The 25425-nt window shown below is 65.6% G+C and carries 23 protein-coding genes; 19 read left to right on the forward strand and 4 right to left on the reverse strand.

Annotation, left to right across the window (positions count from 1 at the left end; genetic code table 11):
* Positions 1–8: 8 nt before the first annotated feature.
* From msrB to MMF98_RS08560, 3 genes are read right to left on the reverse strand one after another with little or no spacing between them, the layout of a single operon-like run.
* Positions 9–425, reverse strand: a complete 417-nt coding sequence (gene msrB, locus MMF98_RS08550) for a peptide-methionine (R)-S-oxide reductase MsrB (protein WP_243305853.1) — start codon at positions 423–425, stop codon at positions 9–11.
* Positions 422–1912 carry a protein adenylyltransferase SelO gene (locus MMF98_RS08555; RefSeq protein WP_243305854.1) on the reverse strand — a complete coding sequence of 497 codons (1491 nt, stop codon included), beginning with the start codon at positions 1910–1912 and terminating at the stop codon, positions 422–424. The genes msrB and MMF98_RS08555 overlap by 4 nt, the downstream gene beginning before the upstream one ends.
* Before the next feature lie 45 nt (positions 1913–1957).
* Positions 1958–2653, reverse strand: a complete 696-nt coding sequence (locus tag MMF98_RS08560; protein ID WP_243305855.1) for a Crp/Fnr family transcriptional regulator — start codon at positions 2651–2653, stop codon at positions 1958–1960.
* Between the two features lie 179 nt (positions 2654–2832).
* On the opposite strand from MMF98_RS08560, the gene MMF98_RS08565 reads away from it, so the two are divergent.
* Both MMF98_RS08565 and MMF98_RS23715 read left to right on the forward strand, forming a co-directional pair.
* Positions 2833–3831, forward strand: a complete 999-nt coding sequence (locus tag MMF98_RS08565) for an extracellular catalytic domain type 1 short-chain-length polyhydroxyalkanoate depolymerase (protein WP_243305856.1) — start codon at positions 2833–2835, stop codon at positions 3829–3831.
* On the forward strand, positions 3828–4448 hold the full coding sequence (locus tag MMF98_RS23715) for a lipase secretion chaperone (protein ID WP_243305857.1): 621 nt from the start codon (positions 3828–3830) through the stop codon (positions 4446–4448). Before MMF98_RS08565 ends, MMF98_RS23715 begins: the two co-directional genes overlap by 4 nt.
* Here the strand turns inward: MMF98_RS23715 and MMF98_RS08575 are convergent.
* Entirely contained in the window at positions 4423–5451 is a 1029-nt protein-coding gene (locus MMF98_RS08575; protein ID WP_243305858.1) for an AraC family transcriptional regulator, read from the reverse strand. The two genes, MMF98_RS23715 and MMF98_RS08575, sit on opposite strands and share 26 nt — an antisense overlap.
* Before the next feature lie 167 nt (positions 5452–5618).
* Here MMF98_RS08575 and MMF98_RS08580 point away from each other — a divergent pair, with 167 nt between their 5' ends.
* From MMF98_RS08580 to MMF98_RS08660, 17 genes are all read left to right on the forward strand, one after another.
* The gene (locus MMF98_RS08580) at positions 5619–7373 is read left to right on the forward strand and encodes a carboxylesterase/lipase family protein (protein ID WP_243305859.1); all 1755 of its coding nucleotides are present in this window, start codon (positions 5619–5621) and stop codon (positions 7371–7373) included.
* Positions 7374–7499: 126 nt separating this feature from the next.
* Positions 7500–8651, forward strand: coding sequence for an ABC transporter substrate-binding protein (locus MMF98_RS08585; RefSeq protein ID WP_243305860.1), 1152 nt, complete (start codon positions 7500–7502; stop codon positions 8649–8651).
* Between the two features lie 107 nt (positions 8652–8758).
* Positions 8759–10402 carry a 3-(methylthio)propionyl-CoA ligase gene (locus MMF98_RS08590; RefSeq protein ID WP_243305861.1) on the forward strand — a complete coding sequence of 548 codons (1644 nt, stop codon included), beginning with the start codon at positions 8759–8761 and terminating at the stop codon, positions 10400–10402.
* A 135-nt stretch (positions 10403–10537) separates the two neighbouring features.
* The gene (locus MMF98_RS08595) at positions 10538–11767 is read left to right on the forward strand and encodes a branched-chain amino acid ABC transporter substrate-binding protein (protein ID WP_243305862.1); all 1230 of its coding nucleotides are present in this window, start codon (positions 10538–10540) and stop codon (positions 11765–11767) included.
* 87 nt (positions 11768–11854) lie between these two features.
* Positions 11855–12808 (forward strand): branched-chain amino acid ABC transporter permease, encoded by a 954-nt coding sequence (locus MMF98_RS08600; RefSeq protein WP_243305863.1) that lies wholly within the window; start codon positions 11855–11857, stop codon positions 12806–12808.
* Between the two features lie 4 nt (positions 12809–12812).
* A complete protein-coding gene (locus MMF98_RS08605; protein WP_243305864.1) occupies positions 12813–14120 on the forward strand; it encodes a branched-chain amino acid ABC transporter permease in 1308 nt (435 codons plus the stop codon).
* Positions 14117–14896 (forward strand): ABC transporter ATP-binding protein, encoded by a 780-nt coding sequence (locus MMF98_RS08610; protein WP_243305865.1) that lies wholly within the window; start codon positions 14117–14119, stop codon positions 14894–14896. Before MMF98_RS08605 ends, MMF98_RS08610 begins: the two co-directional genes overlap by 4 nt.
* A 2-nt stretch (positions 14897–14898) precedes the next feature.
* Complete coding sequence (locus MMF98_RS08615; protein ID WP_243305866.1) at positions 14899–15594, forward strand: ABC transporter ATP-binding protein; 696 nt, start codon at positions 14899–14901, stop codon at positions 15592–15594.
* A 115-nt stretch (positions 15595–15709) separates the two neighbouring features.
* A complete protein-coding gene (locus MMF98_RS08620) occupies positions 15710–17809 on the forward strand; it encodes a 3-hydroxyacyl-CoA dehydrogenase NAD-binding domain-containing protein (RefSeq protein ID WP_243305867.1) in 2100 nt (699 codons plus the stop codon).
* 20 nt (positions 17810–17829) lie between these two features.
* On the forward strand, positions 17830–19305 hold the full coding sequence (locus MMF98_RS08625; protein WP_243305868.1) for a M20 family peptidase: 1476 nt from the start codon (positions 17830–17832) through the stop codon (positions 19303–19305).
* A complete protein-coding gene (locus MMF98_RS08630; RefSeq protein ID WP_243305869.1) occupies positions 19302–20477 on the forward strand; it encodes an acetyl-CoA C-acyltransferase in 1176 nt (391 codons plus the stop codon). The genes MMF98_RS08625 and MMF98_RS08630 overlap by 4 nt, the downstream gene beginning before the upstream one ends.
* A gap of 21 nt (positions 20478–20498) precedes the next feature.
* On the forward strand, positions 20499–21080 hold the full coding sequence (locus MMF98_RS08635; protein ID WP_243305870.1) for a hypothetical protein: 582 nt from the start codon (positions 20499–20501) through the stop codon (positions 21078–21080).
* The gene (locus tag MMF98_RS08640) at positions 21077–22909 is read left to right on the forward strand and encodes an acyl-CoA dehydrogenase (protein WP_243305871.1); all 1833 of its coding nucleotides are present in this window, start codon (positions 21077–21079) and stop codon (positions 22907–22909) included. The genes MMF98_RS08635 and MMF98_RS08640 overlap by 4 nt, the downstream gene beginning before the upstream one ends.
* A complete protein-coding gene (locus tag MMF98_RS08645; protein WP_243305872.1) occupies positions 22909–23112 on the forward strand; it encodes a hypothetical protein in 204 nt (67 codons plus the stop codon). Before MMF98_RS08640 ends, MMF98_RS08645 begins: the two co-directional genes overlap by 1 nt.
* An 86-nt stretch (positions 23113–23198) precedes the next feature.
* Positions 23199–23990 carry an SDR family oxidoreductase gene (locus MMF98_RS08650; RefSeq protein WP_243305873.1) on the forward strand — a complete coding sequence of 264 codons (792 nt, stop codon included), beginning with the start codon at positions 23199–23201 and terminating at the stop codon, positions 23988–23990.
* Positions 23991–24002: 12 nt separating this feature from the next.
* Positions 24003–24401: a PaaI family thioesterase gene (locus MMF98_RS08655; RefSeq protein WP_243305874.1), complete on the forward strand. Its 399-nt coding sequence runs from the start codon at positions 24003–24005 to the stop codon at positions 24399–24401.
* A gap of 1 nt (position 24402) precedes the next feature.
* On the forward strand, positions 24403–25419 hold the full coding sequence (locus MMF98_RS08660; RefSeq protein ID WP_243305875.1) for an NADP-dependent oxidoreductase: 1017 nt from the start codon (positions 24403–24405) through the stop codon (positions 25417–25419).
* Positions 25420–25425 lie beyond the last annotated feature (6 nt).

Consider the following 25425-nt stretch of genomic DNA (forward strand, 5'->3'; position numbering starts at 1 on the left):
CGGCCGGGTCAGGGGGAGGGCTGGGGCGTGAAATCCAGCGAGGCCGAATTCATGCAGTAACGCAGGCCGGTGGGTGCCGGGCCGTCTTCGAACACATGGCCCAGATGGGCATCGCATTGGGCGCACACGGTTTCGGTGCGCACCATGCCATGGCTGCGGTCCACGATCTCGCGGATCGCGCCGGGACTCGCCAGCGAGAAGCTCGGCCAGCCGCAGCCGGCGTCGAACTTGGTGTCGGAGTCGAACAGCTTGGCGCCGCAGCAGACGCAGTGGTAGGAGCCGTCGGCCCAGTGGGCCTCGTACTTGCCGGTGAACGGCCGCTCGGTGGCCGCGTGGCGCGTGACTTCGAAGGCGCGCGGCTCGGCGCCCTTGTGCGCGAGCAGCGCCTGCCATTCGGCGTCGGTCTTTTCGATCTTGTGGCTCATGATGAACAGCTGATTTCGATGGAAGAGGCCCAGTCGGGCGGGAAGCCGGCAGCTGCGTCCTGTCCCGGATGTTCGTCAAATGGGGCCTGCAGCAGGCTCAGCAAGGTATCGACCCCGGAAAAATCCTTTAGTTTCGCTTTTTCGATGGCCTGTTGGCCCAGATGGTTGCGCAGCACGTACTTCGGGTTGGTTTTGAGCATCAAATCGGCCGGATGTCCAGGTCCAGCGGTCGTGAGGCGCTCCGAAAATTGTAGCAGCCAGGCGTCGAACGCGGCCCGGTCGAGAAACAGGTCGCGCACCGTTTCGGGCCCGGCCCCTGCAACATGGTGTGACAGCCGCCGCCAGAAGATGGTGTAGTCGACCTGGTCCCGGGTCAGCAGCTTGAGAAGCGACTCGATCAGCGCCAGATCGCCCGGCTGCGCATCCGCCAGGCCCAGCTTGGCGCGCATGCGCGCCTCGAACTCCCGGGGAAAGACGGTCTTGTACGGCTCCAGCGCCGCCAGCGCGAGTTCCTGCTCACCGACCAGCGGCAGCAGGGCCTGGCCCAGGCAGAACAGGTTCCAGTAGGCGACGTTGGGTTGCTTGCCATAGGCGTAGCGGCCGTGGGTGTCGCTGTGGTTGCAGATGTGGCCGGGGTTGAAGGTATCGAGGAACTGGAACGGGCCGTAGTCGATGGTCAGCCCCAGGATGCTCATGTTGTCGGTGTTCATCACGCCATGGCAGAAGCCCACGGCCTGCCACTGCGCCACCATCGCGGCGGTGCGCCCGCTCACGGCCTCCAGCAGCGCGGCATAGGGATTGCCGGCGAACTGCTCCGTGGTGCGGCACGCCGGGTAGAACCGGTCGATCACGTAGTCGGCCAGGATCCTGAGCTGCGCATGCTGCCGGCTGGCCGCGAAATGCTCGAAATGGCCGAAGCGGATGAAGCTCGGCGCCACGCGCGTGACCACGGCGGCGGTTTCGATCTCCTCGCGGCGCACTGGCGCGTCCGAGCCGGTCACGCACAGGGCGCGGCTGGTCGGGATGCCCAGGGCCTGCATGGCTTCGCTGCACAGGAACTCGCGCACGCTCGAACGCAGCACCGCGCGGCCATCGCCCATGCGCGAGTAGGGTGTGCGGCCGCTGCCCTTGAGCTGAAGCTCCTGCGGGCCGGCGGGTGTCTGCAGCTCGCCAAGCAGGAGGGCCCGGCCGTCGCCGAGCTGGCCGGCCCAGACGCCGAACTGATGGCCGCTGTAGACGCTGGCCAGCGCCCGGCTGCCGGCCAGCGCCCGGTTGCCGGTGAAGGCCTCGAGCGCGGCCTGCGAGGCGAACCAGGCATCGTCCAGCTCCAGTTCGCGCGCCAGCGCGGGGTTCTTGCCGACCCAATAGGGCTCGGGCAGGGGCGTGGGCGGCAGCAAGGTGTAGAAGTCTTCGCCGAGCGCGGCGAAGCTGTTGTGCCAGGCAAGGCCCGGAGCGGGGTCGAGGGCCGTGTCGGCGGGCGGGTTCATGGGGAGGATTGTCGCCGCATGCGCCGCGGCGCAGCCCGGGCAGGGTTACTCGGCGGCCGTTTCGGGGTGGGTCAGGAGCCGGGCCAGCTTTTCCTCGTCGAGGATGCTCACGCGGCCGGATTCCAGCGACACAAGCCCCTGCTGCTCGAGCGATTTGAGGGCCCGGTTGACGGTCTGGCGCGACAGGCCGACCAGATGCCCCAGCTCTTCCTGTGACAGCCTGAGCCGGCGCAGGCCATGCCAGAAGAGCCGGCTCAGGTAGAGCGCGACGCGCTGCTCGGGCGAGCGGATGCGGCCGGCCTCGATGATGGCCATGGCCTGGCCCAGCCGCATGTTCATCTGGGTCACCAGCGCCTGGTTGAACTCCAGGCTGGTGGCGCGCAGCTCGTCGAACTGGCCGCGCGGCAGGCACAGCAGCTCGGTGTCGCGCAGCGCGATCACGTCGTAGCGGCGCGGCTCGGTCTTCAGGACCGAGCCTTCGCCAAACCATTCACCGCCGGGCACGCCCAGAAACACCGACAGCCGCCCCTGCGGCGACTGGCTCTGCAGCTTGACCAGGCCCGACAGCACCGCATACCAGCCCTCGACCGGCTCTCCTTCGCGCAGCAGCACCTCGCCCTTGCCGCCGGACTGCGTCCGCACGCGCTCGGTGACGCGGGCCCGGGCCGCTTCGGGCAGCCGCTGGAACCAGGGCTGCGACTGAAGGAGCCGGGTGGAGGGGCGGGAGATGTCGTGGAACATGCCTGCAATTGTCCTTGGAGCCTGGGATCGGTATTGTGCCGCCGGCCCGGCCGCGCGCTGTCCTGCAAAGTCAATAGATTGGCCGCCACGGATAACGGCCCGGTGCGCCTCCCGCCCTAAAGTTTTCGGGCAGTACCTGAAGAACAGACCCCCAACCCTCAACGGAATGGAGACAACCCATGGCTTACCGCATCCTGCGCCGGCTTGCCGCCGGCCTTCTCGCCTCGCTCTGCCTTTTCATCGCCTGGCCCGCCGCCGCGGGCCAATGGACGTTCGACCTCTACGGCAACATCTGGGGCACCCGTGAATTCCAGACCTGGGTACCGACCAACTACCGCGCCGGCACGCCCGTGCCGGTGGTGCTGATGATCCATGGCTGCCTGAGCGACCCCAACAGCATGGCCGCCGTGAGCCGCTTCAACGAGCTGGCCGACCGCGAGAACTTCATCGTCGTCTATCCGCGGCAGAACGCAACGGCCAACCCGCAGCGCTGCTGGAACTTCATGTTCTCGTTCAACCAGTCGCGCGGCTCGGGCGAACCGTCGATCCTCATGGGCATCGTCAACAAGGTGAAGAGCCGCTACAGCGTCGACAACTCGCGCGTCTACGTCACCGGCATTTCCTCCGGAGGCGCCATGACCTCCATCATGGCGGCCTGCTATTCCGACGTGTTCGCCGCGGGGGCGGTGCATTCGGGCGGCATGTACAAGGGCGGCGTGGGCCTGGTGACATCGGCCGAATCATTGCTGCTGGGTAGCCCCTACGACCCCGATGTGCGGGGCCGCGACGCCTGGCAATGCTCGGGCTCGCCGCGCCGCCTGATGCCCATGCTGGTGTTCCACGGCACGGATGACATCGTGGTCAACCCGGTCAATGGCGAGCAGACCGTGCAGCAGTTCGTGCAGACCAACGACCTGGGCGACGACGGCCTGGACAACGACAGCGCGCGCTACGTGGCGTCCAGCATCAACAGCTATACCACCCCGGTGCCCGGCGGCCGGAACTACACCGTGGCCACCTACAAGAACAATGCCGGCGTGACCGTGGCCCAGAAATACACGGTGGAAGGCATGAACCACGCCTGGAGCGGTGGCCCCCCGCTGTGGCCCTTCAGCGACGAGCTGGGCCCGGACGCCACCGGCATCAGCTGGGCCTTCTTCAAGAATTACCAGCGGTGAAGACACGGCTTGTCGCGGCGACGCTGCTGCTGGGCGTGGGCGCTTGCGCCCTGCTTTACGGCTTCTTCGGCGATAGGGAACAGGCACCGGTGGCTGCCGGGCGTGCCGCCGGGGCCTGGCCCGTGGCGTTGCGGGCAGAGGCTGCGATCCCGTTCGCCGCAGGCGCCTGGCCGCAGGCCGCCGTGGCCTCTTCGCCAGATGCCCGCAGGGCAGCGGAGGCCGAGCGCAACACGATTTTCAGAACGGACGAGGCCGGCCGCCTGATCATCGACGAGGCCGTGGCGCAGCGGCTCGACACCCTGGTGGCGGGCCTGTCGGACCTGCGCGATCCGGCTGAGCTGGAGCGGGCGGAAGGCATCATGCGCGCGGGGCTGCCCGCGCCGCAGGCCGCCGAGGCGCTGCGCCTGCTGCACCAGTACCTCAGCTACAGCCAGGCCGAAGCGCAGTTGCTGTCGCAGCCGCGCCAGGCCGAAGACGTGGCGAGCGCACAGGACATGTTCGCCCGCCAGATGGCCTTGCGCCGAGCCCAGTTCGGCCCGGCGCTGGCACAGGCGCTGTTCGCAGACCAGGAGGCGCAGACGCGCGCCAGCCTCACTGCGCTGGCAACGTCCCGGTGACACCGGCGAGCTGGCGCCGGTACTGCCCGGGCGGCAGGCCGAACCAGCGCTTGCAGGCGCGAAAGAAGTTGCTCTGGTCGACGAAGCCCAGCAGGTCGGCCACCTCAGCCAGCGAGTAGCGGTCTTCGGCCAGGTACTTGCGGGCCAGCTCGCGGCGAGCCTCGTCCAGCAGCTGCTGGAATGACGTGCTCTCCGCCTGCAGCCGGCGCTGCAGCGTGCGGTCGGTCAGCGCCAGGCTGCCGGCCACGTCTTCGCGGCGCGGTTCGCCTTCGCGCAGCCGGCGGATGATCTCCTCGCTCACACGGTAGCTGGTGCGCGCATTGCCCAGGCCGCTCAGCCGTTCTTCGATCACCCGCTCGTGCAGCGCGAACATCGACGGATTGCGCGAGGGCAGGGGAGCCTCCAGGTCGTCGCCGTCCAGCAGCATGCGCGTGGCCGGCTGATTGAAGCGAACGGGGCATCCGAAGGCTGCGCGGTAGGGATGGGCGTCCACCGGGTCGGGGAAGATGAAGTCGGCCTCCAGCGCACGCACCTCGCGCCGCGTCAGCCAGAGGCACATGGTGAGCAGGGCGAGCAGGCCATACTCCTGCCGCTGCCGGGGCACGCGCCGCGTGTTGCCGACATGCCCGAGCACCAGCCAGCAGTGCCGCCGCTCGGGCACCACCTCGAACGTCGCGGCATCCGAGATCAGCGCCAGATAGCGCGCCAGGTTCTCCAGGCCCGTGCGCAGGTTGGGGGACGACAGCATGGCGTAGCCCACGAGGTCGAAGTTGACGTACCGGGCCGTGAGTTCCCGGCTCATGCCCAGGGCCGGGTTGCCCGACCAGGCCACGGCCAGTTCCCACAGCTCGGAGACCTGCTCGGCGCCGAAGCGCGCGTCGGGCTGGTCCAGCCGCTGCAGGTCGAGCTTCGCGGCCCGGAACAACCGGGGCAAGTCGATGCCCTGCGAGGCAAACATCTCGGCTACTCCCTTGACCCAGATCGATGAGCTTGTTCGTTCCATGTCGAATTTGTCTTCTGAAGTCACTGTTTTGGCCGCGTTGCGATAGCGGTCTTGCAGCGTCCGGTCCCTAGAATTTTTCTGTCGCGGCACACACCGCGCGCTCCGTGGATTCGAAGTGATTTCGCCGGTGCGCGCAAGTCGATATTTACCCGCAAGAGGAGACAGAGATGACGGTGAACAGCAGGCTTTGGCCGATGCTGGGCGTGAGCTTGGCAGCCTTGTTTTACGGATGCGGCGGTGGCACCACGCTGAGCGCTTCCCAGCCGGACACGGCCGCCCCGGAGGTGCCGCGCGATGCGCCGGAACTGCGCGCCACGGCCTATGGCCAGGTCCGTGGCAACAACGAGGCCGCCACGACGGGCACCTACTCGTGGAAGGGCGTTCCTTTCGCCCAACCCCCGGTCGGCGCGTTGCGCTGGAAGGCTCCGGTGGCGCCCGCGCCCTGGAGCGGAACGCTGGCCGCGCAGAAATTCGGCAACGCCTGCCTGCAGAACGGCCGCATCTACGGACCCGGCGCCAACAACACCTACGATGCCAGCATCGCGAGCACCCTGAACACGCCAGTGGGCAGCGAAGACTGCCTGACGCTGAACATCTGGCGTCCCGCCACCGCCACGGCGAAGCTGCCCGTGATCGTGTTCGCCTATGGCGGCAGCAACATCTCGGGTTACAGCGCCGACCCGGTGTACGACGGCGCCGCGCTGGCCAAGGCTGCCAATGCCGTGGTCGTCACCACCAATTACCGTGTGGGCGTGCTGGGCTTCATGAACCTGCCCCAGCTCAAGACCGGCGCCAGCGCGGCGGACGATTCGGGCAACTTCGCCTTGCTGGACATCATGCAGGCCCTGCAGTTCGTCAAGGGCAGCATCGCGGGATTCGGCGGCGATGCCGGCAACGTCACCTTGATGGGCCAGTCCGCCGGCGCCATCAACACCTGGGCGCTGATGGCCTCGCCGCTGGCCGCGGGCCTGTTCCACAAGGCCGTGCCGCTGAGCGGGGGCATTTCGCTGGCCAGCAACCTGGCGCCGGGCATGCTCCCAACGCTCAATCCGGCTTCGGCCTATCTGGCGCAAGGCAACGCCCTGCTGCTGAACCTGCTGGTGGCCGACGGCAAGGCGGCGGACCTGGCCGCGGCGCAGGTCTATGCTGGCACCCAGACACCCGCCCAGATCGCCGACTACCTGCGCGGCAAGGATGCGAAAGCCATTCTGGCGATGGTGCTGGCCAAGGGCCTGAGCACCTCGGGCCCGATTCCCGATGGAACGGTCCTGCCCGCGGACCCGATCGCGGCCATGGCTTCGGGTCACTACAACAAGGTGCCGGTGCTGGCGGGCAATACGGCCGACGAGGGCAAGCTGTTCGCGCCGTTCCTCACGCTGCTGGGCGGGGCGCCCGGCATCAAGGTCAGCGATGCCCTGCGCTTCGACCTGATGGCGGGCTTCAATCCCGATGCGCCCACCGGCCTGACCTCGGCCGACATCCTCGACGCCTCGTACCTGCCGGTCACCACGCCGGGCTCGGGCTACAACGCGAAGACGGCGCTGCTGGGCAACCTGTTCATGACGCCCAACCGGGACAACGTGCTGAACACGCTGGCGGGCCAGCAACCCAACGTCTGGTACTACCAGTTCAACTGGGCGCAGGAGCCTGCGCCCTGGAACGAGGTCTATGGCGCGGCGCATGCCTTCGACCTGCCGTTCCTGTTCGGCACGTTCGGGCCTTCGGTGTTCTCGAACGCGGTCAACAGCACGGCCAACAAGCCGGGGCGGCTGGCGCTGTCGGCCGCGATGATGGCCAGCCTCGGCGCCTTCGCGCGCAACGGCGACCCGAACCATGCCGCGCTGGGCACGCCGTGGCAGCCCTGGCCGCATAAGCTGTTCTTCGATGCGAGCCTGACGCAGGCCAGCATTTCCACGCAATAGGGGCGCAGCAGGCGCGGCCGATCTGTCGCCAAGACGACAGCTGTTGCACGCGGTTCACCCCGGCTCCAAACTCGCGCCCATCGCTGGAGACCGGGCCTTGTCCGACGGCCGGCGATGGAGACAACCATGAAAAAATATTCACGCTTTCTATCCTGCCTTTTCAGCCTGGCCATGGGCCTCGCCGCGCCTGCCGCGCTCAGCGCCGAGGCCGGCGTGACCGACAAGGAGATCGTGCTCGGCCAGTCGCTGGGTCTGACGGGCCCGCTGGCCGAGCTGGCGCCGGACATCACGCATGCCGCCCAGGCGTATTTCGACGCGGTCAATGCCGGGGGCGGCGTCAACGGCCGCAGGATCCGGACCGTGGTCCTGGACGACGGCTACCAGCCGGCCAACACGCTCAAGACGGTGCGCCAGCTGGTGGAGGACGAGCAGGTCTTCGCGCTCTACAGCATGACCGGCACGGCCAACGTGGCGGGCGTGCTGCCCATGCTGGCCGGCGAGAAGCCGCCGGTGCCGGTGTTCGCGCCGTTCACGGGCGCGGACGTGGTGCGCTACCCGGCCATGAACAACGTGTTCCACATCCGGGCGAGCTACGCCGACGAGCTCGAGAAGCTGGTCCAGCACCTGACGACCATCGGCGTCCAGCGCATCGGCGTGCTCTGGATCAACAACGGCATGGGCCAGGACGGCATGGCCGGCATCGAGAAAGCCATGCGCAAGCGGGCGATGAAGCCTTATGCCACGGCCTCGATCCAGCCCGACGGCTCCGACACCGAGAAGGCCGTTGCCGAGCTGCACGACAAGCGCCCCGAGGTCATCGTCATGATCACCACCGGCGTGCCCACGGTGAGCTTCATCAAGAGCTACAACAAGCTGCGCAAGGGCATGCGGTTCTACACACTGTCGGTGATGGGTACCCAGGCCACGCTGCGGGCCCTGGGCCCTGACGGCGTCGGCGTGGTGGTCACCTCGGTCGTGCCGTTTCCCTGGAGCCAGAGCAGCGTGCTGGCCAGGGAATACCGCGCCAGCATGCAGAAGGCCGGCTATGACAACTTGTCGTTCCTCGGCTTCGAGAGCTACATCAATGCCAAGGTGCTCGTCGAAGGGCTTCGGCGCGCAGGCCGGGACCTGACGCGGGCGAAGTTCATCAGCGCCCTGGAGGGCATGAGACAACTCAACCTGGGCGGCTTCGAAGTCGGCTTCAGCAGGGAGTCGCACCAGGGTTCGCGCTTCGTCGAACTGACCATCATCGGACCGGGCGAGAAATTCGCCAAGTAAGCCCGCGCCCTCGGTGCGCAAGCCCTAGGTGTAATCGCGGCTTTTCACGCCCCTTTCCAGCCACTACGATCAAAGGATCTGAAACCAATGCTTCCCAAGGAGTACCCATGCTGGGTTTGATGCAAAGCCAACCGCTGCTGATTTCATCGTTGCTCGAATTTGCCGAGCGGCATCATGGCGACGGTGAAATCGTCTCGCGCCGCGTCGAAGGCGATATCCATCGGTATACCTACAAGGATGTGGCCGCGCGCGCGCGCCGGGTCGCCAACGCGCTCGATGACCTGAAGCTCGCATTCAGCGACCGCGTGGCGACGCTGGCCTGGAACGGCTACCGCCATCTGGAGTTGTATTTCGGCGTCAGCGGCTCGGGCCGCGTGCTGCACACCATCAACCCGCGCCTGCACCCTGAGCAGATCGCCTGGATCGCCAACCACGCCGAAGACCAGGTGCTGTGCTTCGACATGACCTTCCTGTCGCTCATTCAGGCCGTGCATGCCAAGTGCGCCACGGTCAAGCACTGGATTGCGCTGTGCGATGCCGACAAGCTGCCGGCCGACAGCGGCATCCCCAATCTGACGAGCTATGAAGCCTGGATCGGCGCCCAGTCCAGCGACTATGCCTGGCCCGAGTTCGACGAGAACTCGGCCTCCAGCATGTGCTACACCAGCGGCACCACGGGCAACCCGAAGGCTGCTTTGTACAGCCACCGCTCCACCACGCTGCACGCCTATGCCGCCGCGCTGCCCGACGTGATGTGCCTGAGCGCGCGCGATTCGGTGCTGCCCGTGGTGCCCATGTTCCACGTCAACGCCTGGGGCCTGCCTTATTCGGCGGCGCTGACCGGCTGCAAGCTGGTGTTTCCCGGCCCGGCGCTGGACGGCAAGTCGGTGTACGACCTGATCGAAGCCGAGCAGGTGACCTTCGCTGCCGGCGTGCCCACCGTCTGGCAGATGCTGCTGACCCACATGAAGCCGGCCGGCCTGAAATTCTCCAGGCTCAATCGCACCGTGATCGGCGGCTCGGCCTGTCCGCCCGCCATGATTACCGCTTTCCAGGAAGACTATGGCGTGGAAGTGCTGCATGCCTGGGGCATGACCGAGATGAGCCCGCTGGGCACCTTGTGCACGCTGAAGAACAAGCACCTGGCGCTGCCCAAGGACGAGCAGATGAAAATCCGCCTGAAGCAGGGCCGTGCGATCTATGGCGTGGACATGAAGATCGTGGGCGAGGATGGCCAGGAGCTGCCGCGCGACGGCAAGACCTACGGCGACCTGCTGGTCAGGGGCCCCTGGATCGTGCGCGAATACTTCAAGGGCGAGGGCGGTGACCCGCTCGTCAAGGATGCCAACGGCCACGGCTGGTTCCCCACGGGCGACGTGGCCACCATCGATGCCGACGGCTACATGCAGATCACCGACCGCAGCAAGGACGTGATCAAGTCCGGCGGCGAATGGATCAGCTCGATCGACATCGAGAACATTGCCGTGGCCCACCCGGCCGTGGCGATGGCCGCATGCATCGGCGTGAAGCATCCCAAGTGGGACGAGCGGCCCATCATCGCCGTGGTCAAGCGGCCAGGGGCCGAGGTGACACGCGAGGAACTTCTCAAGTTCTACGAAGGCAAGACCGCCAAATGGCAGATCCCCGACGACGTGGTTTTCGTCGATGCCATTCCCCTGGGCGCCACCGGCAAGATCCTCAAGACCCGGCTGCGCGAACAACTTAAGGACTACAAACTGCCGCAGCTGTAGGCATTGCCTGACGCACGTGAGTTTTGCCCTACCGCTAACAGTCGCACAGGCGATAGTTGGTAGGGGCAATCCCTGACGTTGCACTGCACAAAAACTTGTACGCTGCGCCTGTTCAGAACCCCCTGGAGACAACCCATGAAATTCACTCTCAAACTCGCCGCCACCTGTGCCCTCATGGCATGCACGGGCATGGCATTTGCCCAGAAGGGCGAGACCGTCAAGATCGGCTGGCTCGACCCGCTGTCGGGCCTGATGGCCGCTGTCGGCACCAACCAGCTCAAGAGCTTCCAGTTCCTGGCCGAAGAGTTCAACAAGAAGAACGCGGCGGGCGTGAAGTACGAAATCATCGGCATCGACAACAAGCTGTCACCCCAGGAAACCACCACGGCGCTTCGTTCGGCCATGGACCAGGGCGCGCGCTACATCGTGCAGGGCAACGGCTCCGGCGCGGCGCAGGCCATCATCGACGCGATCGACAAGAACAACTCGCGCAACCCCGGCAAGGAGGTCATGTACATGAACTACGCCGCGGTGGACCCTGACTTCACCAACAGCAAGTGCAACTACTGGCACTTCCGCTTCGACGCCGACACCTCGATGAAGATGGAAGCCCTCACGACCTTCATGAAGGATGAGAAGGACATCAAGAAGGTCTACCTGATCGGCCAGAACTACTCGCACGGCATGCAGGTCGCCAAGTACGCGAAGGCCAATCTTGCCGCCAAGCGTCCCGACATCCAGATCGTCGGCGAAGACCTGCATCCGCTGGCCCAGGTGCGCGACTTCGCGCCCTACATTGCCAAGATCAAGGCCTCGGGTGCCGACAGCGTGATCACCGGCAACTGGGGTTCCGACCTCACGCTGCTGATCAAGGCCGCCAACGACGCGGGCCTCAACGTCAAGTTCTACACCTACTACGGCACGGTCAGCGGTACGCCGACCGCCATGGGCGCCGCCTCTGCCGGCCGCGTGTACCAGGTCGGCTACGGCCACTACAACATGGGCGGCGAGATCGAGCGCCTGGGCAAGGCTTTCAAGGCCAAGTTCAACGAAGACCTCTACACGCAGGACATCTACACCGTGTTCGCGATGCTCAGCGAAGCGATGGCGCGCGCCAAGTCCACCGACCCGGTCAAGGTCGCGGCGGTCATGGAAGGCATGAAGATGAAGAGCTACAACGGTGAAGTCGAGATGCGCAAGACCGACCACCAGCTGCAGCAGGGCCTGTACATCGCACGCTGGGAGAAGGCCGGCGGCAAGAATCCGCTGGATGCCGAAAGCACCGGCTACACCTTCGTGCCCGTCAAGTACTATGAGCCCTACGTGGCCAGCACGCCGACGTCCTGCCAGATGAAGCGTCCCTGATCCGACGATTTCCGCGGGCCAGTCCGGCCCGCGGGCGCCAGGCCCGACCGAACTCGGGCCTTTCTTTTGCCTGGAGCCCAGTCCCTCATGAATCCGGAGTTTTTTGCGATCTCGATGCTCAACGGCGTGAGCTACGGCCTGCTGCTGTTCATGCTGAGTTCGGGCCTCACACTCATCTTCAGCATGATGGGGGTGCTCAATTTCGCGCACACGAGCTTCTACATGCTGGGCGCCTATTTCGCCTACACGCTGTCGGGCAGCATCGGCTTCTGGCCGGCACTGGTCATTGCACCGCTGCTGGTTGGCGCGCTGGGCGCCCTGTTCGAGCGCTACAGCCTGCGGCGCGTGCACAAGTTCGGCCATGTGCCCGAGCTGCTGGTCACGTTCGGGCTGTCCTACCTGATCCTCGAGCTGGTGCAATTGGTCTGGGGCCGCTCGACCGTGCCGTATCAGCTGCCTTCCCAGTTGCAGGGGCCGCTGTTCACGCTGTATGGCACCCAGTTCCCCAAATCGCGCTCGTTCATCATGCTCGTCGCGATGCTGATGCTGCTGTCGGTCTGGCTGCTGCTCACGCGCACGCGCATCGGCCTGGTGATCCAGGCGGCGCTCAAGAACCCCGAGATGGTCGAGGCCCTGGGCCACAACGTGCCGCGCGTCTTCATGCTCGTGTTCGGCGGCGGCTGCGCGCTGGCGGGCCTGGCCGGCGTGATCGGCGGCAACACCTACGTGACCGAACCGGCCATGGCCAGTTCGGTCGGCTCCATCATCTTCGTGGTGGTGGTGGTCGGCGGCATGGGTTCGCTGGCCGGCGCCTTCCTCGCCTCGCTGCTGATCGGGGTGGTCCAGACCTTCGCCATCGCCATCGACTACTCCTTCGTCAACCTGTTCGCGTCATTCGGCGTCAGCGTCAACGACCAGAGCTTCGGCTGGCCGGTCTGGCGCCTGTCGGTCTCGCAGGTGGCGCCCATCCTTCCGTACCTGTTCCTGGTGCTGATCCTCATTTTCCGGCCCAAGGGCCTGCTCGGCACGCGGGAAGACTGACACCATGAGCACCTCCACTCCGGCGTACTACCGCTTCAAGCCGCTCAACATCGGCCGCGCCATCATCTGGACCGCGTTCGCGCTGGCGCTGATCCTGGCGCCCCATGTCTTTCGCAGCAGCCTGGCGCTGACCATGCTGTCGCAGATCGGCTATGTCATCATCATCTGCCTGTCCTACAACATGCTGCTCGGGCAGGGCGGCATGCTGAGCTTCGGCCACGCGGTGTACACGGGCCTGGGCTCGTTCATCGCCATCCATGCCATCAACCTGGCGTCCGCCGGCCGAGTGCCGATCCCTCTGTCGCTGATTCCCATCTGCGGCGGCCTGGCCGGCATGTTCTTCGCGGCGCTGCTGGGCTTCGTGACCACCAAGAAGTCGGGCACCACCTTTGCCATGATCACCCTGGGCATCGGTGAACTGGTGGCCTCCATGGCCTTCATGTTCCCCGAGTTCTTTGGCGGGGAGGGCGGCGTCAGCGGCAACCGCGTGTACGGGCAGTCCTTCCTGGGCATCACCTTCGGGCCGCAGATGCAGGTGTACTACCTGTGCGCCGCGTACTGCTTCATCTGCACCGCGCTGATGTTTGCCTTCACCGGCACGCCGCTCGGGCGCATCCTGAACGCGGTGCGCGACAACCCCGAGCGCGTGGAGTTCATCGGCTACAACACCCAGCGCGTGCGCTACTTCGCCTTCATCATCGCGGGTTTCTTCGCGGGCATCGGGGGCGGGCTGGCGGCCATCAACTTCGAGATCGTCACCGCCATCGACAGCGTCAGCCCGATCCGCTCGGGCGGCTACCTGCTGTTCACCTTCCTGGGCGGCGCCACCTTCTTTTTCGGCCCCATCATCGGCGCCGTGCTGCTGGTGCTGGCCTCGGTGCTGCTGTCGGAGATGAGCAAGGCCTGGCTGCTCTACCTGGGCCTGGTGTTCCTGTTCATGGTGATGTACGCGCCCGGCGGCGTCGCCAGCCTGATCATGATGAACCTGCGCGTGGCGCGTTTCGGCCGGTGGCGCCCGCTGTGGCCGTCCTACCTCGGCCTGCTGGCAACCGGCCTGATTGCGCTGGCCGGCGCGGCCATGCTGATCGAGATGGCCTATCACCGGCAGCTCAATGCCGCGCTTGGCCCCAACGTGCCCCTGGCGGGCCTGATGCTCGACACGCAGAACCCGTTGACCTGGGCCGCCGCCGTGGCGCTGCTGGCCGTGGGCCTGGGCCTGCTCGAAATCGTGCGCCGGCGTTTCGCCACGCGCTGGGGCCAGATACAGGAAGACATCGAGCGCGACATCAAGCGCAAGGAGCTGGCGGCATGAGCGGCACCCCCAACGCGCTGGAGCTACGCGACCTGCGCAAGAGTTTCGGCAAGACGGAAATCATCCGCGGCGTCAACCTCAAGGTGGCGCCCGGCGAGCGCGTGGCCATTATCGGCCCCAACGGCGCGGGCAAATCCACACTGTTCAACCTGATCAGCGGACGCTTCGCCCCCACCAGCGGCGAGGTCGTCCTGCACGGGAATCGCATCGACGGCAAGGCGCCCTACGAGATCAACCGGGCCGGGTTGTCGCGCAGCTTCCAGATCACCAACATCTTCCCCAAGCTCAGCGTGTTCGAGAATCTGCGCTGCGGCGTGCTGTGGAGCCTGGGCTACCGCTACACCTTCCTGCGCTTCCTGTCGGGCCTGGATGACGCCAATGAGCGCGCCGAAACCCTGCTGAAGATGATCAAGCTCGAAAAGAAGCGCGACGTGCTGGCCACCAACCTGACCTACGCGGAACAGCGGGCGCTGGAAATCGGCATCACCATCGCGGGCGGCGCCAGCGTGATCCTGCTCGACGAGCCCACGGCCGGCATGAGCCGCAGCGAAACCAGCCGCTTCATCAGCCTCATCAAGGAGGTGACGCAAGGCAAGACCCTGCTCACGGTGGAGCATGACATGGGCGTGGTGTTCGGCCTGGCCGACAAGATCGCCGTGGTGGTCTATGGCGAGGTGATCGCCTTCGACACGCCGGAGGCCGTGCGCGCCAACCAGCGCGTGCAGGAAGCGTATTTGGGTTCGCACGTGGCGGACGCGCAGGCGCAGGGACACTGAACATGCTGGAAATCGACAACCTTCACGCCTACTACGGCAAGAGCCACGTGCTGCACGGCGTGCAATTCGGCGTGGGCGCAGGCGAGATCGTCGCGCTGCTGGGCCGCAACGGTTCGGGCCGCTCGACCACCGCCAAGGCCATCATGGGCATGGTGCAGTGCACGGGCCAGGTGCAGTGGAAGGGCCAGCCGCTCGTGGGCCGCAAGCCCTACGAGATTGCCCACCTGGGCCTGGGCTACGTCCCGGAAAACCGCGACATCTTCTCGCAGCTGACCGTCCACCAGAACCTGCTGCTGGGCCAGAAGGGCTCGGGCAAGGGCAGCCGCTGGTCCTTCGACGACATGTATGGCATGTTTCCCCGCCTCAAGGAGCGCCAGCATGTCGAGGCCGGCGTGCTGTCCGGCGGCGAGCAGCAGATGCTCACGCTGTGCCGCACCCTGATGGGCGACCCCGATCTCATCATCATCGACGAACCCACCGAAGGCCTGGCGCCGAAGATCGTCGAGCTGGTCGCCGGCTACCTCAAGACCCTCAAGGAACGCGGCATCTCGGTGCTGCTGATCGAGCAGAAGCTCACCATCGCGATGCAGATCTCCGACCGCGCGCTGGTCATGGGGCATGGCAGCATCGTGTTCCAGGGCACGCCCGCCACCCTGCGCGCCGACGCCTACGTCCGCAAGGAGTGGCTCGAAGTGTAAAAACCGTGAGAGGGATTGTCCCAATCGAGACAACCCCTCATTGCGGTGCAACATAAACCTTCTACAATCAAAAATAGAACGACCGTTCTTTTTCCATTCACTGAGGAACACCAGCATGACGGCTGAATACAAAGTCCACGGCGACGTGGCCGTGATCACCCTGAACAACCCGCCCGTCAACGGTCTGGGCCTGGCCACGCGCCAGGGCATCACCGACGGCCTGGCCAAGGCCAATGCGGATGCAGCGGTCAAGTCCATCGTCATCACGGGCGCCGGCAAGGCGTTCTCGGGTGGGGCGGACATCAAGGAGTTCGGCACGCCGAAGGCGCTGCACGAGCCCAACCTGCTGAGCGTGATCCTGACGGTCGAGAACTCATCCAAGCCGGTGGTCGCGGCCGTGCATTCGGTCTGTATGGGCGGCGGCCTGGAACTGGCGCTGGGCTGCCACTACCGCATCGCCGCACCCGGCGCCAACGTGGCGCTGCCCGAGGTCAAGCTCGGCCTGATTCCCGGAGCCGGCGGCACGCAGCGCCTGCCGCGTGCGCTCGGTGTGGAAACCGCGCTGAACATGATCGTCAGCGGCGAGCCGGTCAAGAGCGAATTGCTGGCCCAGCAGCCGGGCCAGAAGCTGTTCGACAAGATGGCCGCGTCACTGGAATCCCTGGCCGAGGAGGCCCTGGCTTTCGCCCGCTCGGTGGCCGATGCCCGCCCGCTGCCGCTGGTGCGCAACCTGCCGTGCAAGCACCCGCAGGGCGATGCCTACTTCCAGTTCGCACGCAACATGGTCAAGGGCATGACCAGGAACTTCCCGGCGCCGGCCAAGTGCGTGGACGCCGTCGAAGCCGCAACGAAGAAGAGGTTCGACGAAGGCATGGCCTTCGAGCGCGAGATCTTCATCAACCTGATGTGGACCCCCGAGAGCCGCGCGCTGCGCCACATCTTCGCGGCCGAGCGCGCCGCCTCCAAGATTCCGGACGTTCCGGAAGACACGCCGCAGCGCGCCATCAAGTCGGTGGCCGTGATCGGCGCCGGCACCATGGGCGGCGGCATCTCGATGAATTTCCTGAACGCCGGCATTCCCGTGAAGATCCTCGAGATGAAGCAGGAAGCGCTGGACCGCGGCCTGGCCACGATCCGCAAAAACTACGAGTCGCAGGTCAAGAAGGGCAAACTCAAGCAGGACAAGTACGAGCAGCGCATGAGCCTGCTGTCCACCACGCTGAGCTATGACGACCTCAAGGACGCCGACATGGTGATCGAGGCCGTGTTCGAGGAAATGGGCGTCAAGGAAAAGGTGTTCAAGGAACTCGACCGGGTGATGAAGCCTGGCGCCATCCTGGCGTCCAACACCTCCACGCTGGATGTCAACCAGATTGCATCCTTCACCCAGCGTCCGCAGGACGTGATCGGCACCCATTTCTTCAGCCCGGCCAACGTGATGAAGCTGCTGGAAGTGGTGCGCGGCGCCAAGACGGCCAAGGACGTGCTGGCCACCGTGATGGCCCTGGGCAAGAAAATCAAGAAGACGGCCGTGGTGTCGGGCGTTTGCGACGGCTTCATCGGCAACCGCATGATCGAGCAGTACAGCCGCCAGGCCGGCTTCCTGCTCGATGAGGGCGCCACGCCGGCCCAGGTGGACAAGGCCATCGAGAAATTCGGCTTCGCCATGGGCCCGTTCCGCATGGGCGACCTCGCCGGCAACGACATCGGCTGGGCCATCCGCAAGCGCCGCTCGCAGGAAAAGCCCGACATGAAGTACAGCCGCACCGCCGACAAGCTGTGCGAGCTGGGCCGCTTCGGCCAGAAGACCGGCGCCGGCTGGTACGACTACCAGGCCGGCAAGCGCGATGCGATCCCCTCGGCACTCGTCAATCAGATGATTGAGGACCATCGCAAGGAGCTGGGCATCACGCCGCGCAAGATTTCCGACGAGGAGATCGTCCAGCGCCTGGTCTACTCGCTGGTCAACGAGGCAGCGCACATCCTGGAGGAGGGCATTGCCTCGCGCGCCAGCGACATCGACATGGTCTACCTCACGGGCTACGGCTTCCCGATCTACCGCGGCGGCCCGATGCTCTACGCCGATCAGGTGGGCCTGTTCAACGTAGTGCAGAGCATGAACCGCTTTGCCCGCAACCCGCTGGACGACGCCAAGTTCTGGGAGCCCGCGCCGCTGCTGGCCAAGCTGGCCGCCGAAGGCAAGACCTTCAACTGAGCACAACGGGGCAGTCGCGAATGATCAAGCGCATTTTCCTGGCGCTCGTGGGTGTCATCGTGCTGCTGGCCGCGGCAGTGGGCTTGAAAACGGCCATGACGCCTTCGCGCCAGTTGGCCATCCGGCCCGTCACGCCGGTGGCCGTTGACGAGGCCGCCGCCGCCAGCCGGCTGGCGGCGGCGGTGCGCTTGCGCACCATCTCCGACAAGGACGACGCCAAGGCCAACGACGCCGAGTTCAAGAAGCTGCACGCGCACATCGAGCAGAGCTTCCCGAAGGTGGCCGCTACGCTCAAGCGCGAGGTCATCGGCCAGAACAGCCTGCTCTACACGTGGCAGGGCACCGACCCGGCCGCCAAGCCGATTGCGCTCATGGCGCACCAGGATGTGGTGCCCATTGCTTCTGGCACCGAGAAGATGTGGAAGGCCGAGCCCTTCGGCGGCGAAATCAAGGACGGTTTCGTCTGGGGCCGCGGCGCGTGGGACAACAAGGGCAACCTGTTCTCCCAACTCGAAGCCATCGAGATGCTGATCGGCTCGGGCTTCAAGCCGCGCCAGACGGTCTACCTCATCATGGGCGACGACGAAGAGGTGCTGGGCGTGCGCGGTGCCAAGGTTATGGCCGCACTCCTCAAATCGCGCGGCGTCAAGCTCGACTGGATCATCGATGAAGGCCTGCTCGTTACCGAGGGCATCCTCAAGGGCCTGGATCCCAACGCCGCCCTGATCGGCGTTGCCGAAAAAGGCTATGGCACCTATGTGCTGAGCCTGGACACCACGCCCGGCCATTCCTCCATGCCGGGCAAGAGTTCGGCCATCGGCATGCTGAGCGTGGCGCTGGCCAACCTCGAAAACAAGCAGATGCCGGCGGCCATTCGCGGCGTGGCAGGTGAGATGTTCGATGCCATCGCGCCTGAGATGAATGGCCTGAACCGTGTCGTGCTGTCCAACCTCTGGCTGTTCCGGCCGCTGGTGCAGAAACAGCTCGAGAACGCACCCTCCACCAATGCCATGCTGCGCACCACCACGGCGCTCACCATCGTGAATGCCGGCAACAAGGACAACGTATTGCCCGGGCACGCGGAAGCCGTCGTCAACTTCCGCCTGCTGCCGGGCGACACGCTGGCGGCGGTGGGGGACCATGTGAAACAGGCGGTGGCCAACGACGCCATCACGATCACGCAGTACCCCGGCAACGCCGAAGCGTCGCCGGTGGCCCCCACCACGTCAGAGGGCTATCAGGCCATCAACCGTACCATCCGCGAAACCTTCGCCAACACCATCGTGGCACCGGGCCTCATGGTAGCGGCCACCGACTCGCGCTATTTCAGCGAGGTCAGTGACAACATCTACAAGTTCTCGCCGGTGCGCGCCACCAATGAAGACCTGCCGCGTTTCCACGGCACCAACGAACGCATTTCGGTGAAGAACTACGCCGAGATGATTCGCTTCTACCACCAGCTTCTGCAAAACGCCTCCAGAAAGGATCCGTCATGACCAACGCCGTCATCGTCTCCACCGCCCGCACCCCGCTCGCCAAGAGCTGGAAGGGCGCATTCAACATGACCCACGGCGCCACGCTCGGCGGCCATGCCGTCAAGCACGCCATCCAGCGCGCGGGCATCGACCCGGCCGAGGTGGACGACGTCATCATGGGTTGCGCCAACCCCGAAGGCGCCACCGGCGCCAACATCGCGCGCCAGATCGCGCTCATGGCCGATTGCCCCGTCACCACCTCGGGCGTCACGGTCAACCGCTTCTGCTCGTCGGGCCTGCAGACCATCGCCATGGCGGCCCAGCGCGTGATCGCGGGCGAAGCCGGCATCTTCGTCGCAGGCGGCGTGGAAAGCATCTCCTGCGTACAGCAGGAAATGAACACGCATATGCTGAGGGACCTGGTGCTGGAGAAGATGAAGCCCGAGATCTACTGGAACATGCTGCAGACGGCCGAGCAGGTGGCCAAGCGCTACAGCATCAGCCGCGATGCCATGGACGAGTACGGCGCCGCCAGCCAGCAGAAGGCCACGGCCGCGCTGGAAGCGGGCCTGTTCAAGGACGAGATCGCCCCCATCACCGTGCTGGCCGGCGTGGCCGATCCCGTGATGGGCCTGCGCACCAAGGAAGTGACCGTCAGCAACGACGAAGGCATCCGCCCCGGCACGACCAAGGAAGGCATCAGCGGCATCAAGCCGGCCATCCCGGGCGGCGTGATCTCCGCGGGCAATGCCAGCCAGTTCTCCGACGGCGGCGGCGCCGTGGTGGTGATGAACGAAGACGTGGCGCAGCGCAAGGGCCTCAAGCCCCTGGGCCGCTTCCTCGGCTTCGCCGTGGCCGGCTGCGAACCCGATGAAATGGGCATCGGCCCGGTCTTCGCGATCCCCAAGGTCCTCAAGAAGCTCGGCCTCACGGTCAACGACATCGACCTGTGGGAACTGAACGAAGCCTTTGCCGTGCAGGTGATCTACTGCCGCGACAAGCTCGGCATCCCCGGTGACCGCCTGAACGTCAACGGCGGTGCCATCGCGGTGGGCCACCCCTATGGCGTGAGCGGCCAGCGCCTCACGGGCCACGCGCTGATCGAGGGCAAGCGCCGCGGCGCCAAGAAGGTCGTGGTCACGATGTGCATCGGCGGCGGCATGGGTGCTGCGGGTGTGTTTGAGGTGCTGTGAGCTAAGTCTTGTGAGCTTAGCGTGAGCGATATCGTCTGGAAGTCAGGATGGTTTGTTGCACACGCTTGGATTGCGGATCAAGCCGAATATTTTTTAGAGAGTGCTGAAGACGCGTCGCGGCCAGAAGGACTGAAGAGTAACGCCGCTGCCGCGTTAGTCTTTGGAGGTTTTTGCTTAGAAGCCTTTGCAAACTCCGCTGGGCGCGTTTGGATACCACATTGGGATTTTCTTGAACGCAAGCTATCTCCAAAAGAGAAGTGCCAGCTCATTGGCACTGCACTGGGGCTGCAAACGGATTTCGGCAAGGCGCCATTTCAATGCGTTCCAATGCTTTTTGAGTTCAGGAATTGGCTCGCGCACGGCAAAGACGAACGCGTGCGAGAAGAGATCAAGGTGGATGCGGAGCGGGCAGTCTACGTTCACTGGGGGGCTCCTCAGCATAAGCAGCAAATGTTGCTCGAGCCTTCCTTGGTTCGTAAGCATTTAACGCAGGCAGATGAGTTGATCGAATTGATTGAGAAAAAGTCACGTCGAAGAAAGCGGGACATTCCAATGCATACCACTTGGATGGTTGGAACCAAAAACAAAGCGAAAAAACGATGAAGCTTCGCTGCACCCTCGACTTCCTGCTCTACGACTGGCTCGACGCCCAGGCGCTGAACCAGCGCGAGCGCTTCGCCGACCATTCGCGCGAAACCTTCGACGCGGTGCTCGACACCTGTGAGCGCATCGCGCGCGAGAAGTACGCACCGTTCAACCGCACCGTGGACACCGAGGAGCCGCGCTTCGACGGCGAGAAGGTGATCCTGCCGAAGGCCACGCACGAGGCCCATGCCGCCTTCGCGGCCTCGGGCATGCTGAGCGCCGCGCAGGACTACGAGATCGGCGGCATGCAGCTGCCCTACACGGTGCAGGCGGCGGCCAACAGCTTCTTCGCCATGGCCTCGGTCAGCATCGGCTCGGGCATGCTCACCAGCGGCAACGCCAACCTGCTGATGGTGCACGGCACGCCGATGCAGCAGGAGGTCTTTGCGAAGAACGAGTTTTCCGGCCGCTGGTCGGGCACCATGTGCCTGTCGGAACCGCAGGCCGGCTCGTCCCTGAGCGACGTGGCCACGCGCGCCGTGCCGGACGGCGACGACTTTCAGAACGACCCGCTGGGTCCGCGCTACCGCTTGACCGGCAACAAGATGTGGATCTCGGCCGGCGACCATGAGCTGACCGAGAACATCGTGCACATCGTGCTGGCCAAGATCCCCGATGCCGATGGCAGGCTGATCCCGGGCACACGCGGCATCTCGCTGTTCATCGTGCCCAAGCGGATGGTGAACACCCAGGGCGAACTGACTGGTGAGCGCAACGACGTGGCACTCGCGGGCCTGAACCACAAGCTGGGCTGGCGCGGCACCACCAACACGTTGCTCAATTTCGGCGAAGGCAAGTACCCGGTAGGAGGCAAGGCTGGCGCGGTGGGCTACCTCGTGGGTGAGCCCGGCAAGGGCCTGCACTGCATGTTCCACATGATGAACGAGGCACGCATCGGCGTTGGCACGGCGGCCACCATGCTGGGCATGGCCGGCTACTACGCCAGCCTCGACTATGCGAAGAACCGGCCACAGGGCCGGCCCGTCGGCGTGGGCGGCAAGGACGCCTCGCAGCCGCAGATCCGCATCATCGAGCATGCCGACGTCAAGCGCATGCTGCTGGCGCAGAAGTCGTACTGCGAGGGCGCGCTGGCACTGGAGCTGTATTGCGCCCGGCTGGTGGACGAACAGAAGACCGGCGAGGCCCAGGCCGTCGATGACGCCCGGCTGCTGCTGGAGGTGCTGACGCCCATCGCCAAGAGCTGGCCCAGCGAGTGGTGCCTCGAGGCCAATTCGCTGGCGATTCAGATCCACGGCGGCTATGGCTATACGCGCGACTTCCCGGTGGAGCAGTACTGGCGCGACAACCGCCTGAACATGATCCACGAGGGCACGCACGGCATCCAGGCCACTGACCTGCTGGGCCGCAAGGTGCTGATGGAAAACGGCCGGGGCCTGCAATTGCTGGCCGGCCGCATCAATGCCACCATCGAGCGCGCCATCCAGGTGCCGGCGCTGGCCGTGCATGCCAATGCGCTGGGCCAGGCGTTGCAGCAGGTCGGCGCGGCCACCAAGGCCGCCTGGGCCACCGGCAACCCGGCCGATGCGCTGGCCAATGCCGTGCCTTACATGCAGGCCTTTGGCCACACCGTGCTGGCCTGGATCTGGCTGGACGTGGTGCTGGCCACCCAGCGCACAGGCGCTGCGGAATCAGCCGCATTCCGCGCCGGTAAACTGGGCGCCATGACGTACTTCTACCGCTACGAACTTCCAAAGATCGGGGCCTGGCTCAAGGTCGTCGAAACCCGCGACCTGACCTGCGCCGAACTGCCGGAAGAGGCGTTCTGATGGCCTCGCCCCGCGCGCTGGCCCGGCTGCAGAAGCTGATCTGGATCCTGATCTACGGCGGCCTGCTCGCTGCCGTGCTCGGCCTGGCGACCGAACGCGAGGACGACGCGCTCGGCTGGTCGCTGGTCGTGGCGGGCAGCGTGGTGGCGGCCGCAGGCTTCACGCTGATCTGGGTGCGCTCCAGGCTCCGGGAAGACGCCTGAGCCAGCGCGAATATCGCGCCCGGGACAGGCAGACGGCCGGCAGGCATCGCACAATCGACGCATCGAATGCCCGAAGGAGATTTCCAATGACCCGCACCATCCAGCAACTCTTCAACCTCGAAGGCAAGACCGCCCTCGTCACCGGCGGCTCGCGCGGCCTGGGCCTGCAACTGGCCCAGGCGCTCGGCGAGGCCGGCGCGAAGATCATGCTGAGCTCGCGCAAGGCCGAAGACCTGGAAGAGGCCGCCGCCGTGCTGCAGAAGGCCGGCATCGACGCCCGCTGGATCGCCGCCGACTGCGCCAAGGAAGAGGACATCCGCCGCCTGGCCGATGAAACCCTGCAGCGCATGGGCGATGTGGACATCCTCATCAACAATGCCGGCGCCGCCTGGGGCGCGCCTGCCGAAGACCACCCGGTCGAGGCCTGGGACAAGGTGATGAACCTCAATGTGCGCGGCTATTTCATCCTGAGCCAGCACATTGCCAAGAAGAGCATGATCGCCCGCCAGAGCGGCAGCATCATCAACGTGGCCTCGATCGCCGGCCTGGGCGGAAACCCTGCCGGGATGAACACCATTGCCTACAACACCTCCAAGGGCGCGGTGATCAATTTCACGCGCACCCTGGGCGCCGAATGGGGCCGCTACAACATCCGCGTCAATGCCATCTGCCCGGGTTTCTTCCCGAGCAAGATGACGGTGGGCACGCTCAAGGCCATGGGCGAGGAAACGCTGGCCGCACACGCGCCACTGCGCCGTCTGGGTGACGACGAGGATCTGAAGGGCCTGTGCGTGCTTTACGCTTCGGACGCCGGTAAGCACATCACCGGCCAGTGGCTGGCGGTGGACGGCGGCGTGAGCATCGTCACCGGCGGCTGAAAGGGCGGGCGCTTGGATTACCCGTCCCACATCCCGTTCGTCCACGCCCAGGGCATCGAACTGGTTGCCTCGGCCGACGGGCAGTCCGAGCTGCGCCTGAAAGTGCGGCCCGACCAGGAAAACCATTTGCATCTGGCGCACGGCGGGGTCATCATGACACTGCTGGACGTGGCCATGGCGCAGGCCGCGCGCAGCAGCAACGGCGGCGCCTCGGTCATCACCATCGAAATGAAGACCACGTTCTTTCAACCTTCGCTCGGCGTGCTCACCGCGCGCGGCACGCTGCTGCACAGGACCGGCCGCATGGCCTTTGCCGAGGCCACGGTGTTCGACGCCGAGGGCAGGCGCTGTGCCCAGGCCAGCGGTACCTTCCGCTACGTGAGCGCCACACCCAAGACTTCAGGAGATTGACATGCCTCTCAACCAACAGATCGTTCTCGACAACCGCCCGCAGGGCGAAGCCACCACCGGCAACTTCAAGCTCGTCTCGCGCGACACGCCGCCGCTTGAGGACGGCCAGGTGCTGGTGCGCCACCACTACCTGAGCCTGGACCCCTACATGCGCGGCCGCATGAACGACGGCAAGAGCTACGCGCAGCCGCAGCCGCTGGGCGAGGTGATGATCGGCGGCACGGTGGGCGAGGTGGTGGAAAGCCGTTCGCCCAAATACGCCGCCGGCGACAAGGTGGTCGGCATGGGCGGCTGGCAGGAGTACAGCGTGGTCAGCGCCGACCAGCCCGGCGCCCTGCGCAAGGTGGACACCACCCATGTGCCGCTGAGCCACTACCTGGGCGCCGTCGGCATGCCCGGCGTGACCGCCTGGTACGGCCTGGTAAAAATCATCGAACCCCAAGCCGGCCAGACCGTGGTGGTCAGTGCCGCCACCGGCGCCGTGGGCAGCGCCTACGGCGCGCTGGCCAAGGCACGGGGCCTGCGCGCGGTGGGCATTGCCGGTGGCCCGGACAAATGCAAGTACGCCGTCGATGAACTGGGCTTTGACGCCTGTGTTGATTACAAGCTGCATCAGGACGCCGGCTCGCTGGCCAAGGCGCTGCGCGAGGCCTGCCCCAAGGGCATCGACGGCTACTTTGAAAACGTGGGCGGCATGGTGCTCGACGCCGTGCTGGCCAACATGAACGCGCATGGCCGCATCGCGGTGTGCGGCATGATCGCCGGCTACGACGGCAGGCCGATGCCGCTGGCCTACCCGGCGCTGATCCTGGTCAACCGCCTCAAGGTGCAGGGCTTCATCGTGGGTGAACACATGGAAGTCTGGCCCGAGGCGCTCAAGGAACTGGGCACGCTGGTCGCCACGGGCAAGCTGCGCCCGCGAGAATCCATCGCCCAGGGCATCGCATCAGCGCCTGAAGCCTTTCTCGGCCTGCTCAAGGGCAAGAACTTCGGCAAGCAACTCGTCAAGCTGATCTGAACTCTG

This window comes from Variovorax terrae, assembly GCF_022809125.1.
GTDB classification, from domain to species: Bacteria; Pseudomonadota; Gammaproteobacteria; order Burkholderiales; family Burkholderiaceae_C; genus Variovorax_A; species Variovorax_A terrae.

What these genes read in the sequence shown, in the direction of transcription:
- MMF98_RS08560 (WP_243305855.1), bottom strand. Translation starts at nt 2,653, where the DNA reads ATGTTCCACGACATCTCCCGCCCCTCCACCCGGCTCCTTCAGTCGCAG.
- MMF98_RS08575 (WP_243305858.1), bottom strand. Translation starts at nt 5,451, where the DNA reads ATGGAACGAACAAGCTCATCGATCTGGGTCAAGGGAGTAGCCGAGATG.
- MMF98_RS08580 (WP_243305859.1), top strand. Translation starts at nt 5,619, where the DNA reads ATGACGGTGAACAGCAGGCTTTGGCCGATGCTGGGCGTGAGCTTGGCA.
- msrB (WP_243305853.1), bottom strand. Translation starts at nt 425, where the DNA reads ATGAGCCACAAGATCGAAAAGACCGACGCCGAATGGCAGGCGCTGCTC.
- MMF98_RS08565 (WP_243305856.1), top strand. Translation starts at nt 2,833, where the DNA reads ATGGCTTACCGCATCCTGCGCCGGCTTGCCGCCGGCCTTCTCGCCTCG.
- MMF98_RS08660 (WP_243305875.1), top strand. Translation starts at nt 24,403, where the DNA reads ATGCCTCTCAACCAACAGATCGTTCTCGACAACCGCCCGCAGGGCGAA.
- MMF98_RS08610 (WP_243305865.1), top strand. Translation starts at nt 14,117, where the DNA reads ATGAGCGGCACCCCCAACGCGCTGGAGCTACGCGACCTGCGCAAGAGT.
- MMF98_RS08625 (WP_243305868.1), top strand. Translation starts at nt 17,830, where the DNA reads ATGATCAAGCGCATTTTCCTGGCGCTCGTGGGTGTCATCGTGCTGCTG.
- MMF98_RS08585 (WP_243305860.1), top strand. Translation starts at nt 7,500, where the DNA reads ATGAAAAAATATTCACGCTTTCTATCCTGCCTTTTCAGCCTGGCCATG.
- MMF98_RS08630 (WP_243305869.1), top strand. Translation starts at nt 19,302, where the DNA reads ATGACCAACGCCGTCATCGTCTCCACCGCCCGCACCCCGCTCGCCAAG.
- MMF98_RS08555 (WP_243305854.1), bottom strand. Translation starts at nt 1,912, where the DNA reads ATGAACCCGCCCGCCGACACGGCCCTCGACCCCGCTCCGGGCCTTGCC.
- MMF98_RS08640 (WP_243305871.1), top strand. Translation starts at nt 21,077, where the DNA reads ATGAAGCTTCGCTGCACCCTCGACTTCCTGCTCTACGACTGGCTCGAC.
- MMF98_RS08645 (WP_243305872.1), top strand. Translation starts at nt 22,909, where the DNA reads ATGGCCTCGCCCCGCGCGCTGGCCCGGCTGCAGAAGCTGATCTGGATC.
- MMF98_RS08605 (WP_243305864.1), top strand. Translation starts at nt 12,813, where the DNA reads ATGAGCACCTCCACTCCGGCGTACTACCGCTTCAAGCCGCTCAACATC.
- MMF98_RS08595 (WP_243305862.1), top strand. Translation starts at nt 10,538, where the DNA reads ATGAAATTCACTCTCAAACTCGCCGCCACCTGTGCCCTCATGGCATGC.
- MMF98_RS08600 (WP_243305863.1), top strand. Translation starts at nt 11,855, where the DNA reads ATGAATCCGGAGTTTTTTGCGATCTCGATGCTCAACGGCGTGAGCTAC.
- MMF98_RS08590 (WP_243305861.1), top strand. Translation starts at nt 8,759, where the DNA reads ATGCTGGGTTTGATGCAAAGCCAACCGCTGCTGATTTCATCGTTGCTC.
- MMF98_RS08615 (WP_243305866.1), top strand. Translation starts at nt 14,899, where the DNA reads ATGCTGGAAATCGACAACCTTCACGCCTACTACGGCAAGAGCCACGTG.
- MMF98_RS08620 (WP_243305867.1), top strand. Translation starts at nt 15,710, where the DNA reads ATGACGGCTGAATACAAAGTCCACGGCGACGTGGCCGTGATCACCCTG.
- MMF98_RS08650 (WP_243305873.1), top strand. Translation starts at nt 23,199, where the DNA reads ATGACCCGCACCATCCAGCAACTCTTCAACCTCGAAGGCAAGACCGCC.